Annotated in this window: 13 protein-coding genes and 1 riboswitch; of the genes, 1 reads left to right on the top strand and 12 read right to left on the bottom strand. The window is 31.0% G+C overall.

What is annotated here, in order from left to right; genetic code table 11:
• Nucleotides 1-152 precede the first annotated feature (152 nt).
• A complete protein-coding gene (locus RWO76_RS08380) occupies nucleotides 153-815 on the bottom strand; it encodes a TenA family protein (RefSeq protein ID WP_314355190.1) in 663 nt (220 codons plus the stop codon).
• Between the two features lie 147 nt (nucleotides 816-962).
• A riboswitch (TPP riboswitch) is annotated at nucleotides 963-1,053 on the bottom strand.
• Nucleotides 1,054-1,278: 225 nt separating this feature from the next.
• Here RWO76_RS08380 and RWO76_RS08375 point away from each other — a divergent pair.
• Complete coding sequence (locus tag RWO76_RS08375; protein ID WP_314355189.1) at nucleotides 1,279-1,926, top strand: SAP domain-containing protein; 648 nt, start codon at nucleotides 1,279-1,281, stop codon at nucleotides 1,924-1,926.
• A gap of 47 nt (nucleotides 1,927-1,973) precedes the next feature.
• Here RWO76_RS08375 and tadA read toward each other — a convergent pair whose 3' ends face one another.
• From tadA to RWO76_RS08850, 11 genes are all read right to left on the bottom strand, one after another.
• Nucleotides 1,974-2,462 (bottom strand): tRNA adenosine(34) deaminase TadA, encoded by a 489-nt coding sequence (tadA, locus tag RWO76_RS08370; RefSeq protein WP_314355191.1) that lies wholly within the window; start codon nucleotides 2,460-2,462, stop codon nucleotides 1,974-1,976.
• Between the two features lie 31 nt (nucleotides 2,463-2,493).
• Complete coding sequence (locus RWO76_RS08365) at nucleotides 2,494-3,591, bottom strand: AI-2E family transporter (RefSeq protein WP_314355188.1); 1,098 nt, start codon at nucleotides 3,589-3,591, stop codon at nucleotides 2,494-2,496.
• A complete protein-coding gene (locus tag RWO76_RS08360; protein WP_314355187.1) occupies nucleotides 3,591-4,061 on the bottom strand; it encodes a low molecular weight protein-tyrosine-phosphatase in 471 nt (156 codons plus the stop codon). The genes RWO76_RS08365 and RWO76_RS08360 overlap by 1 nt, the downstream gene beginning before the upstream one ends.
• Nucleotides 4,062-4,188: 127 nt before the next feature.
• Nucleotides 4,189-5,568, bottom strand: a complete 1,380-nt coding sequence (dcuC, locus tag RWO76_RS08355; protein WP_314355186.1) for a C4-dicarboxylate transporter DcuC — start codon at nucleotides 5,566-5,568, stop codon at nucleotides 4,189-4,191.
• Between the two features lie 11 nt (nucleotides 5,569-5,579).
• The gene (rihC, locus tag RWO76_RS08350) at nucleotides 5,580-6,500 is read right to left on the bottom strand and encodes a ribonucleoside hydrolase RihC (protein ID WP_314355185.1); all 921 of its coding nucleotides are present in this window, start codon (nucleotides 6,498-6,500) and stop codon (nucleotides 5,580-5,582) included.
• 1 nt (nucleotide 6,501) lies between these two features.
• A complete protein-coding gene (locus RWO76_RS08345) occupies nucleotides 6,502-7,407 on the bottom strand; it encodes a ribokinase (protein WP_314355184.1) in 906 nt (301 codons plus the stop codon).
• Nucleotides 7,397-7,807 carry a GNAT family N-acetyltransferase gene (locus tag RWO76_RS08340; protein WP_314355183.1) on the bottom strand — a complete coding sequence of 137 codons (411 nt, stop codon included), beginning with the start codon at nucleotides 7,805-7,807 and terminating at the stop codon, nucleotides 7,397-7,399. Before RWO76_RS08340 ends, RWO76_RS08345 begins: the two co-directional genes overlap by 11 nt.
• Nucleotides 7,808-7,935: 128 nt before the next feature.
• Nucleotides 7,936-8,910 (bottom strand): LacI family DNA-binding transcriptional regulator, encoded by a 975-nt coding sequence (locus RWO76_RS08335; RefSeq protein ID WP_314355182.1) that lies wholly within the window; start codon nucleotides 8,908-8,910, stop codon nucleotides 7,936-7,938.
• A gap of 126 nt (nucleotides 8,911-9,036) precedes the next feature.
• Nucleotides 9,037-10,845 carry a glutamine--fructose-6-phosphate transaminase (isomerizing) gene (glmS, locus tag RWO76_RS08330; protein ID WP_314355181.1) on the bottom strand — a complete coding sequence of 603 codons (1,809 nt, stop codon included), beginning with the start codon at nucleotides 10,843-10,845 and terminating at the stop codon, nucleotides 9,037-9,039.
• Between the two features lie 457 nt (nucleotides 10,846-11,302).
• Nucleotides 11,303-12,310, bottom strand: coding sequence for a hypothetical protein (locus tag RWO76_RS08325; protein WP_314355180.1), 1,008 nt, complete (start codon nucleotides 12,308-12,310; stop codon nucleotides 11,303-11,305).
• Between the two features lie 133 nt (nucleotides 12,311-12,443).
• Nucleotides 12,444-12,600, bottom strand: a 157-nt coding sequence (locus tag RWO76_RS08850) for a class II fructose-bisphosphate aldolase (RefSeq protein ID WP_399543231.1), incomplete at its 5' end; no start/stop codon positions are given.

Genomic DNA, 12,600 nt, shown 5'->3' with positions numbered 1-12,600 from the left:
CACTACTTTGCGGTAGCCATCCGTATCTCCATGGTAGTCTCACCTACCGATTTACATGTTCAGTATACTGAATTCATTTATCTACTGTCAAATGAAAAGACGGAACAACTTCTCTCTAGAATTCTAACAGTTTATTTTTATACTCTAAACAACTAACCTTCATATCCAATCTCAAAAAATGCTAACTCTAAAGATACCGCATGATTCCAACGTTCTTGAAGTGCTGAAATCGTTACTTTATCCCTACAAATCCGATTCAACTCATCAACGAGAAATTGAACCCATTCTTTAAAAAATTCTCCTCTATGAAGATGAATCCACTCCAGATGAACATATCGTTCTGGAAGAGGTAATTCCTTAGATCCCCAATCTAAATATAAACCTTCTGCAATAACTAACATCACTAAAAGCTGAGCATAATCAGATGAATCTACCGCTGAATACATTAGTTTTTGAAACTCTTTTGTCACAGGATGTAACGTTACTTCTAAATATTCGTTTTCTGTCAGGCATAATTCTTTAAATGCTTTTTGAAAATACCCATCTTCATCCGCTTCTAAAAAGCCTAATTGTTTTGCAAATCGTAGTTTTGCTTCAAGTGTGTCAGCATGTGCCACACAAGCTCCTAGCATTGATAAAAAAGCATCAAAAAAATGATAATCTTGAATCAGATATTTTGTTAAGACTTCATCCTCCATTGTTCCTTCAAAAAGCTCCTGTATAAAACGATGATTGATTGCAGCTTGCCAATCTTTCTGACTATTTTTTAGCAATTCTCCCACAGCATCTCCCGTTTTAAAAGCATATTTTTCCATATATAACCATTCCTTTCCTTTTCCATATTTTGTCTAGAGGACAAAAAAATCCTCTTTCATTTGCTAAATGATAAGACAAACAAAAGAGGATATTAGATGATCTTTCAAATATGAGTCTTTTTCCTTCATCTTTCCGATGAACTAGACATAAATAGCGAATCATTTCCCTTCGACAGTACGAACTGCATCAGGTTCAATGGGTATCATCTCAGCCATAAAGGCACCCCAAATGTTCTCTCATTTCATTTGAACACAGTATAACAATACAGAGATTTAATGTAAAGTTTTTGAGTTTTTAGTTTGTAAAACCATTATAAAACTTCTTAATAACTCTACCCCTAATTGAAGTTCTCCAAATAAAAAATTAGTTCTTAATTGTTCAGATTATTCAATCACCTAAAATGTACATTCTTACTCATTACATTTATAATAATGAATAAGTAAATTGATTTAGGAGAACATTATGAAAGAAGAAAGACCTGATTTTAAAGATATCCATTCATTTGAAGAATTTAATCTCTACTATTGGTACCGAGAAGAACTATCACAAATTTGCAAATCCCTTGGATTAGAGTATAGAGGTACAAAACAAGAATTAAACGATATCATTCATCAATATTTTTTAGGAAATAAAATAGAGAAAAGTGTGAACAAAAGAAACCAAAAACAAGTCGAAGTTATAACTTTAAATACTCCATTACTTCACTGTGGTTTTTCTTTCAACCAAAAATTTCGTGATTATTTTTCAGCTGTTACAGGTATTAGTCCGTTTAAATTTAATGCTGATATGGCAACAGCTTGGCGAAAAGTAAAAAAAGATAAAGATATAACATTCACGATTCAAGATATGATTAAAATATATTATGGTGAATCAAATTATGCCAAATATGATAGCTCAGCTTGTCAATGGAATCAGTTTCTAAAAGATTTTTGCTCAGATGAATGTAGCAATGTTTATTCTAATAAATTAAAAGTTGCATCTATTCTTTGGAAAGAAGTTAGAAATTCGACAAATGAAAAAATTTATTCTAGAGAACTTTTAAAAGAAAATGAAAATAAACTAATGGAATACCGTAAGAATACAGATTCCAACTTATCAAGTTCAATATAATAGAATAATTCATTACAATAGAAAGGTAACAAAAAACGATGAATATCCTAAAGGCATTCATCGTTTTCTAATTTCTTTTGTTCTTTTCGTCTTTTATTTCGTTCTCTTAACCCTTTAAAGAAGTCTTTTAAGATTTGTTGACATTCTTCTTCTAACAAGCCATATTCTACTTCTACTTGATGATTAAACCGTTCATCTTGTAATAAATTCATAAATGTTCCTGCTGTCCCCGCTTTTGGATCAAAAGCTCCAAATGTTACTTTTTTCAAACGAGATAAAATCATGGCTCCACTACACATCGGACATGGTTCTAATGTAACAAATAATTCGCAATCTTCTAATCGCCAACTACCTAGAACTTGGTTCGCCTGCCGAATGGCTTTGATTTCAGCATGTAAAGTTGCATCTTGTTCCTTCTCACGTAAATTATGACCACGTCCAATAATTTCTCCATTTAAAACCACAACTGCTCCAATAGGAACTTCTTCCTTATCATACGCTTTTTGTGCTTCCTTTAAAGCTTCTCTCATGAACATTTCTTTTTCCTTTTGTCCGATGATTCTCACCTCATTTATCCAAAAGTTTCAACGTTTCTTCTCGTTTAATAACTAATTCTTTTACAAGATGATAGATGACTGCACACAATGGTGTGAAGAAAATTAACCCTAAAATTCCAAATAAATTCCCACCAATCAGAGCCGCTGCTAATGTTAACACAGTTGGCAATCCAATAGAATTTCCTACTACACGAGGATAAATAAAATTCCCCTCAATTAACTGCAATCCATAAAAGACTCCAATTGAAATTAACGCTTGGATAGGACTTACTGTAAAAATGAAAATAGCTCCTAACATACAAGCTGAAAACGGTCCAATATATGGAATAAAAGATAAAACAGCAGCTAATACACCTGTTATCGCTGCATAAGGTAATTGAAATACACTATAAGTAATAAACACTAATGATCCAATAATCATCGCTTCAATTAATTGTCCCATCAAAAATTTATCATACGTTTCTAAAGTGATTTCTCCTATATATCGAATAAGTTTAAATCTTTTTTCAGAAATACATACTTTTAACAATCGAGTGATTAAATATTGTAATTGTTCTTTGCTTCCTAAAATATTTAACATTAAAAATACTGCCATTAAAATCGTAAATACATTAGAGAATATTCCTGTAATATTAGAAGTAAAACCACCTAGTAGAGAAACTACACTAGAAACAATATTACTTTGATTAATAAATCCTGTAATTCGTTCTACATCAGCTGCTTGTAACCATCCAGAATTTTGTATCCAATTCACACAAAAATCCATTAAGTAATTAAAACTTTCTCCTAATTGAACAACAGTTTTCGCTAAAGTTGGAACAATAATCCAGGAAATAGCTACCACAATCACAATAAAAATGAATAATACTCCTAAAATAGCAATCCCTCTTCTGAAAGACTTTGGAACTTTAATCTTTTCTAATTGTTTTTCCATATGTTTCATTGGAACATTAAAAATAAACGCCAATAATAATCCTAAAACAATCGGAGATAGCATTCCTAAAAAAGCATTCAACCCTGTATATAAATGGCTAATATTTAATACGAAAAATAAACACGTAGCCGCAACTGCAATTAATATTAATTGTTGTTTAAAATTTTTCTCCATTACTTGTCTCCATTTTTCTGTAATTTCTCTTGAATTTCTCGCATTAAAGCTTCGCAACCTAGACAAACATCTTGATACGTTTGTTCAAAATCTCCTGTATACCATGGATCTGCAATATCTCGATTACTTCCTGAAAAACTTAATAAAGAAGCAATTGTTGCTGCAGTCTTTCCTTGCATCATTCGTTTAATATTCTTCATATTTTCCGAATCCATTCCTATAATGTAATCTGCATCGGCATCTACTAAAGATAATTGTCTAGAATACATTCCATCTGTCGAAATTCCTACTTTTGCTAATTGTTTTCTAGTACCTGAGTGAACAGGATTACCTTGTTCCCAAGAGCTTGTTGCTGCAGAATCAATGATAACTTGTTGTTCCAAACCTTTATCTTTCACCATTTGTCTAAACACGGCTTCTGCCATTGGTGAACGGCAAATATTTCCTAAACATACAAATACAACTTTCATCTGCAACTCTCCTTTTCTCTTTCTGACAGTATATCATATTTTAGAAAAATTGTCCTTTTCAATTCCATAACAAAAAGCACACGAAAGATATTTTTGTTATCTTTCGTGCGCTATATATTAATCTAACTTAAAATAAGATAAATGACATGATTAGCATAAATACTACACCAACAATCATTGGTACAGATGTTCTCTTAACAATATCTAATGGTTCTTGTTTAGTACTACCTGCAACAATCATAACAACTGCTGCAACAGGAGATACTGCACGTAATAAGTTCCCTGCTAATCCCATTGGAACTGTAACAGCATATGGGCTAATATGAGCTGCCGTAGCTAAAGGAACCATTAGAGGTACCATCGCAAAGAAAAGTGCTGTACCACTACCACTTAACAATACAATGATTGCTGTGAAAACAACTAAAATTAATGGTAATAATATTCCTGATGCACTAGTATTTTCCATTGATTTTTGAAGTACTGAAATTATACCAATTCCTTTTAATCCACTAACAAAAACAGATGCTGCAATCAATAATATTACGATTCCCATAGAATTACCCATTCCTTTAAAGAAGAAATCTACATTATCAAATGTTTCTTTAACATTTTTTGTTCTTAGTAATTCACAAATAATTGCAATAACAAAGGAAATAATTGCCACAATCTCAACTGAAACTTTTAAATTTATTCCTAGTAATGAGTTAACTCCAAAAATCACTAACATAATTAAAATTGGTAATAATGGTAAACATGCATAAATAAATTTAGTAAATCCTGTAAACATTTTTTTAGATTCATCTACAGAAGAATCTAGAACATAATCAATTTCACTAAATTGGATTGATCTATCACAATATTTTTGCCATAAGTAATGTGCAAGAGCCATAACTAATAGTGTTGGAACAGAAATAATTGCATGATAGTTAAAAACATATTCAGCTACAGGAATTCCTAATTCTTGAGCAATAGCAACATTATCTGATCCCAATGGTGTTGGCATCACTGTTGCAGTTGTTGCAATAACTGCAGCTGCTGTTAATGGGCTCATTTTTGATTTTACTAATACCGGATACAAAGTAGCTAATAATATTATAGCTAAATTCGAAGCGCTTGGAATTACTAAAGATAATAGATTACCTAACAAGAATACTACCGGAACTAAGAAATAAGATGATTTTACATGCTTTAATGGAGATGTTAAAACATTAACTGTTACTTCATTCGCTCCTATTTTATTCATATAAGCAGTATAACCACCCAAAATCAAAATTACTAATCCCGCTCCAGAAAGAGTTGACTTAAATTGGTTTACAACCGAAGTAAGTGGGTCAATAAATGCATTAACAGGTTCTTTAATAACTGGAATTCCTGTTAATGAAGCGATATATAAAAGTAATATACCTATCCCTAACATTGCAACCTTAATGTCTGCTTTTTTTAATAATAAATAAGTAACTAACCCCACTGAACAAATTCCTAATAAAATTGTAACAATTGTACTCATAATATTCCTCCTTATCCTACTTTACATTTTTCTACTGCTGATACAAACCACTTTCTAAATTCATCAGCATTAACATCTATTGCAACAGTAGCATTTTCTTCTTTACCCATTTTTTTATTTATATCAATTAAAGAAGCCCCCTGAGTAAATTCTCCTTTAGTTTCTATTGCAACATACTCACTAGACAATTGATATATTTCTGGAGCTAACAAATATGCAATAGCAGTACTATCATACATCTTTAATCCTGTAGAAAAACTTCCTCCTCTATATCGTTTAAATAAGGAATAAAACATATCCCCTGTAGGATTTAAATTTTTTATTTTTTCTGAAATTTCAGGATAAATTAATGCTTCCTTACCAATTTCTAAAGGACAAATTACTTTTGATACTGGGAAATCCATAACAATTTTTGCTGATTCTGGATCAAAATGAAAATTATATTCAGAATATACCCCTGAATTTCCTCTTCCAATGGCTCCACCCATAATAACGATTTCCTTTACCTTTTTTAAATCATCTGGATAGGAATTTATTAATAATGCAATATTTGTTAATGGTCCAATACAAACTAGTGTAATCTCTTTATTACTTTGAATTACTTGATGCATTGCTTCAACTGCATTTATATTCATCAATAAACTTGTATCAGGTTCTGGGAAGTCATACCCTTCCATTCCCGTCTTTCCATGTACAGATTCAACTGACATCGCTGTTTTTAACAATGGTTTTTTTGCACCTTTAGCTACAGGAACTTTTTTGTTTAAAAATTTTAATAATTTCAACGCATTAGTAGTTACATTTTCTAATCCAACATTTCCTGCTACCGTTGTAATTAATTGAACATCCAATTCTTTCGCATATAATGCTATTGCAATCGCAACTGCATCATCTATCCCAGGATCTGTATCAATAATAATTTTTCTTGTCATTTTACATTTTCCCCTCTATTTCCTCTAATGTTGGTACATAATCATGTGCATTTTCTCTTTCACATGCTAAAGCACCAGCCACTACCGAATATTGTATAATTTTTTCAATAGTTTCTTCTTCTAACAATTTATATACAAACATTCCAAGAAAGGTATCTCCTGCACCAGTTGTATCTACTACATTCACTCTAATCGAAGGTAATAAATCGCTTAAATTTTCAGTTGAATAGAATGCACCTTTTTCACCTAATGTGATAACAATATTTTTCACTCCACACTCATGAAGTTTGTTAGATGCAATTCTACAATTTTCTATTTTTTCGGGATACTCTCCTGTTAATAATTCTGCTTCTGATTGATTTAAAATTAAATAATCAATTTCTTTTAATATTTCTTTTGGTATTCTTTTAGCTGGAGCTGGATTAACTACTACTATCATATTTTTCTTTTTAGCTAATTTTATAGCATACCAAATAGTTTCTAGCGGAATTTCAAATTGAACTAACAAAATATCATTCTTATTCCCATCAATAAATTTCTCAACATCTTGTACAGAAACATTATTATTAGCACCAGGGGCTAGCAATATTCTATTATCCATATTTTCATATATAATAATTGCTCTTCCAGTATATGCAGTTGTATCCTTAATAATGCTATCAACATTAACTCCATTTTTTCTCATTTCATTAATTGCTTCTTCACCTTGAATTTCACAACCTACTCTTCCAAAAAAAAGAGTTGATGCTCCTAGTGAAGCTGCAACAATCGCTTGATTTGCTCCTTTACCGCCAAAACTAATATGATAATTTTTACCATGTTTTGTTTCACCAGCTTTTGGTATGCTATCAATACTAATCTTTTCATCAATATTAATACTACCTACAACATATATTTTATTTTTCAACAAACATCACCATACCACTTCCAAACGTACCATTCGGTCGTTTTATAAATCCAAATCGTTCATAAAAACTCTCTGTTCCACTCGTACTCATTAAACCAATATATGCATGATCACATCCTATCTTTTTAATTTGATTTAACAAATTCGTTACTAGTAATGTACCTACCCCCTTATTTTGAAACTCTGGATGGACAATTATATCTTTTAAAAAGAAAACAATTCTTCCATCTCCAACAACTCTTCCTATTCCAACTAATTTATTGCTCGAATAAATTTTTATATTAATAATATCCTTTTCTAAAGCAGACCTCACATCATTATATTCATACGGATAAAAGTTAACCAATTTATGCATCTCTAAATATTCGATTGCAGTCAAAGTATTATATATAATTTCCAACCCTATCACTCCTAACTCCAACTTGCTGGTTAAACGTTTAACCTTACTTTTAAATTTATTATGCACCTTTTTGTTAGCGTTGTCAATTCAAAATAAAAAAATGAGTGCAAATTTATGCACTCATTTTTTTATAAATATGGTTTTAAATAAATTGTCTCTGTATAATCACCTTCTTCAATAGTTCTCTGTAACATTTTTACCGCTTCTTCTGCGAGTTGATTTATATTTTGATTTACAGAAAGCAATTGTACTCCAAACATCTCAGCATACTTTAAATTATCATATCCAATTATCTGAAAATTACTTATTTTTTTTATTTTATTAGCACTTAATATTCCATATGCCATTAAATCATTAAAACAAAAAATTCCACTATCTTCTTTTAAAATATCTGTTTCCATTCCTATTTGCATTCCAGACTCATAATGAAAATCACCTTCGAAATAATTAACTTTAATTTCCTTATTTGAATCTTCCAATGCATCTTTTACTCCTTTTAAACGTTCATTAGAAATAAAAGATGTTTTTTTCCCAGTTACTATTGATATTTCCTTAATTCCTTTTTTTAACAATAAACTAGTTGCTAAGAATCCGCCTAATCTATTATCTGAAACAACTTGCCCTTTAGAAACACCTGTTACAAAACGGTCGACAAAAACTATTGAAGAATCTATTGTCATTATAAAATCTCTAAATTCTTGTAAATGTAAATAGGTTTCATTTGCTACACAAATAATAATTCCATCTACTTGTCTTTCGAGAAATTCATTAATATGATTTATATCATTCTTAAAAATATCATTACTATTAGCAATTAATATTGAGTAACCTTTAATACTCATTTCACGCTCAATAATTCTAACTAATCTTGAAAAAAATGGATTTTCAATATCTGGAATTAGTACTCCTATTGTTTTTGTAGGTGTCCCTAATAAACTTCTAGCTATTTTATTTGGTCTATAATTTAATTCTTTTGCTATTTTTTTTACTTCTTGTTTCTTTGTTTCAGATATTCTTGAGGGTTTATCGTTTAAAATAATAGAAACCGCAGCTGGCGAAATATTTGCAAGTTTAGCAATATCTTTTAAAGTTACATTGGACATTTCATCCCTCCATCCCTCTATTACTTTTATCTTATTGTAATGTTTTTTTCTATTTTTAACAATAATATCCTTGTCATGGAATTTAAAAATCGCCTTTTCTCAAAATGAAAAGGCGATAAATTTTCATTATTCTACTGTTACAGATTTTGCTAAGTTTCTTGGTTTATCAACATCTAATCCTTTACCAAGAGATGTGTAGTAAGCAATCAATTGTGTTACAACAACACTTAAAATTGGTGCTAATTCCATTTGTACTTTTGGTAATACGATATCGTCTCCTTCACGTTCGCTTCCTTCCATGGCAATCACCATTGTTTTAGCTCCACGTGCTTTCACTTCTTCGATATTTCCTCTTGTATGGCTTGCAACTACTGGTTCGCTTAATAAAGCAATAACAGGTGTTCCTTCTTCGATTAAGGCAATTGTACCGTGTTTTAATTCTCCAGCAGCGAAACTTTCAGTTTGTACATATGAAATTTCTTTTAATTTCAATGCTGCTTCCATTGCTACATAATAATCTAAATGACGTCCAATATAAAAGGCGTTCGCTGTATCTAATAAGTTTTGATCCACTAATTCTTTTACAACAGATTTTTCATCTAATACACCTTCGATAGCTGAAGCAATAACGGCTAATTCATGACTCATATCAAATGTTTGAGGACGTCCTTTTGTACGACGTAATACTTCTGCTAATACTGCCATTACTGTAATTTGTGCTGTATAAGCTTTTGTTGAAGCAACGGCAATTTCTGGACCTGCATGAAGTAATAATGTATGGGTTGCTTCACGCGATAAAGTTGAACCTTTAACATTTGTAATTGTTAATGAAGGATATCCTTTTTCATTTACTTTTACTAATGCTTGACGGCTATCTGCTGTCTCCCCACTTTGTGTTAAGAAAATGAAGAATGGTTTTTCAGATAAAATTGGTTGATGATATGCAAATTCACTTGCTAAAAATACTTCAACAGGAATTCCTGCTAATTGTTCTAATAAATATTTTCCAATCCAACCAGCATGGTAACTTGTTCCACAAGCTACAACGTAAACACGATCACTTTGTCTAATTTCTTCTAATAATTCGCTAGGAACGTCTAATTCACCAGCTTCATTCGTATATTCTTTAATAATACGACGTAAAACCGCAGGTTGTTCATCCATTTCTTTTAACATATAATGAGGATAAGCACCTTTTTCAATATCATCTGCATCTAATTCTGCTTTAAATGGTGCACGTTCTACTGCTTTTCCATCAATCGTTTCAATTTCTACTTTATCTTTTGTAATGGTAATTAATTCTTCATCTTTAATTTCTAAATAAGTATCTGTTTGAGAAATAGTTGCCATCGCATCTGAACAAATAACATTGAATCCATTTCCTACTCCTACTAATAATGGACTTTTATGTTTTGCGGCATATAATACTCCTGGAGCTTGTTCATCTAATAAACCGAATGCAAATGATCCACGAATTTCTTTTAAAGCACGGCGGAAAGCTTCTTTACCAGATAAGCCTTCTTTTTCTGCAAAATATTCTACTAAATTCACTGCAACTTCTGTATCTGTTTGAGATTGGAAGTTTACATGTGATAAATAAGTTTCTTTTAATTCAGAGAAGTTTTCAATTACTCCATTATGAACTAATGTAAAACGTCCATTTTGAGAACGATGTGGGTGAGCATTATTTTCTGTTGCTGGTCCATGAGTTGCCCAACGAGTATGCCCAATCCCTGCAAAAGCTGGAACTGATTCATCAACTGCTTCACGTAAGTTTGCAATACGTCCTACTTTTTTTACTAATTGTGTTGTACCATCAGCATCTGCAATAAATAATCCTGCTGAATCATATCCACGATATTCTAATTTTTCTAATCCATCTAAAATGACCGTTTGAATACGGTTATCTCCAATACATCCTACAATTCCACACATATATATAGTCTCCTTTACTGAAGGGGATTCCTTCAAACAAATTTTTCTATGTTTCTGGTGCTTGCAATTTTTTTGTATCCCCGCAGAGATTTTTGTATATTGCTGTAGACTGCACTGCCTTGAGTCACCCGCCGAATCGTTCGATAAACTCAATCCTCGTCACTTATCCTCTATCATGATAAGCCTGGCGCTATCCTATGTTGCTACCTTTCTTAGCAATTTATTTTCAGAAACATGATTTATCATACACGATTTTGTACTTATTTGTCAAAACTCTCGAATTTTATATTTAATTTTATATATTTTTTACAAAAAAGCCATAAGTCACTCATTAGTAACTCATGGCCTTAATTACTTACAAAAATAATTGGCTAATTGATAATTGTCCTTCAACCACCAATTGTCTCTTTTATATTCTTATATAACCTTTATTTACGAGTATAGGAAAATCTTACCGTTAGAACTCCGCAAGAATATTGTAATTCTCCTCTAACCAGTTTTCGTCATCAACATGTCTCTTACTTGCGAAGACTCCAATCGATAATTCATAAGGAACATCAGAGTTTTTATATTTCACTCGTAAATAATATTCTGAAATTCCTTTATAACTCTTCTTAAACTTATGAATTCCACGAATTTTATTCAATGATTCCACATAAAATTCATCCGCATGAATAATAATATGCCCTTTATAAACTAATAAAGCAAAATCCTTTGAAACATACTCGGCATTTTCCACTAACAGATTCATATGACCTTGAACTTCTGGGAACAGTTCGAATAATTCTTTATAACTCTTATAGTTATGATAAATAATTTTTCCAGCTGCTACTAAAAATCCTAATCCCACAATAAGAAAAATTAAATCTTTTCCCATTTCAATCCATAAATCAAACTTATCAAATTCATCAAAATAGATGTCTGTTCTTAGCAATGAAAACTTATAGATATCACCTAAAATTGTATCATTTTTCGCTTCTCTTTCTTTTTTCTTCGCTAAATTACTTTGTTGAAAAACAGTTTCAAAATCCTGCTGCATTTCTGGAGAAATCTTTACAATCTTTCTTCCTCTTCTTCCCCGTGTAATTTCAGGAACGACTCTTATTTTTAATAAAATTAATTTATTATCAAATGGTCTTACTTTTGACAATTTGCTTGCTTCCTCTGCAAGCTCGTCTAATTTATCATTTACTGATTTTAACATATGATAACCTAATTCATCTTCAATGATATAAAAGACTTCGTGTTCATTTGGTAATTCTACTTTTTCGATATCATAAATTCGAACTACTTGAACTTCATCTGTTTCCTTTTCATTAAAAGGCTGATTCATATAAATCTCTTCAATTGGTTCAGTATAACTACCAACATTTTTTAGCATAGTAATAGAAGATATGAAAATGGTAACCAAACTAAAGAGTAAATAAAATCTTGCCCCTTTTGTAATTCTTTTTTTTACTTTCATTTCTAACTCCTTTTTATTGTAAAATTTCGTTTCATTTAGCAATATTTTACTCTAAATACTCTTAAAATACTACTTTTTTCGAACAAAAAAGGCGAGATTTCTCTCGCCTTTTGAATCTCTTCTCTGATTAAAATTAAGCTTTACCAGTTGAACCGAAGATATCCATAGTTTCTTTTGTTACTTTAACGATTGCATCAAAACCAGGTTTGATAACTTTACGTGGGTCATAAACATTAGCGTCTGCATTTAATTTAGCACGAACTGCTGCAGTCCATTGTTGTTGTAATTCA

This window comes from uncultured Granulicatella sp. (assembly GCF_963521425.1).
Taxonomy (GTDB): domain Bacteria; phylum Bacillota; class Bacilli; order Lactobacillales; family Aerococcaceae; genus Granulicatella.
The sequence above is the reverse complement of the archived record's forward strand: the minus strand, read 5'-3'. Positions and strand labels throughout refer to the sequence as shown.

Excerpts from the sequence above, each read along its gene's own strand:
- rihC (WP_314355185.1), bottom strand. The coding sequence starts at position 6,500 with ATGACAAGAAAAATTATTATTGATACAGATCCTGGGATAGATGATGCA.
- RWO76_RS08365 (WP_314355188.1), bottom strand. The coding sequence starts at position 3,591 with ATGGAGAAAAATTTTAAACAACAATTAATATTAATTGCAGTTGCGGCT.
- RWO76_RS08325 (WP_314355180.1), bottom strand. The coding sequence starts at position 12,310 with ATGAAAGTAAAAAAAAGAATTACAAAAGGGGCAAGATTTTATTTACTC.
- RWO76_RS08360 (WP_314355187.1), bottom strand. The coding sequence starts at position 4,061 with ATGAAAGTTGTATTTGTATGTTTAGGAAATATTTGCCGTTCACCAATG.
- tadA (WP_314355191.1), bottom strand. The coding sequence starts at position 2,462 with ATGTTCATGAGAGAAGCTTTAAAGGAAGCACAAAAAGCGTATGATAAG.
- glmS (WP_314355181.1), bottom strand. The coding sequence starts at position 10,845 with ATGTGTGGAATTGTAGGATGTATTGGAGATAACCGTATTCAAACGGTC.
- RWO76_RS08380 (WP_314355190.1), bottom strand. The coding sequence starts at position 815 with ATGGAAAAATATGCTTTTAAAACGGGAGATGCTGTGGGAGAATTGCTA.
- RWO76_RS08375 (WP_314355189.1), top strand. The coding sequence starts at position 1,279 with ATGAAAGAAGAAAGACCTGATTTTAAAGATATCCATTCATTTGAAGAA.
- dcuC (WP_314355186.1), bottom strand. The coding sequence starts at position 5,568 with ATGAGTACAATTGTTACAATTTTATTAGGAATTTGTTCAGTGGGGTTA.
- RWO76_RS08335 (WP_314355182.1), bottom strand. The coding sequence starts at position 8,910 with ATGTCCAATGTAACTTTAAAAGATATTGCTAAACTTGCAAATATTTCG.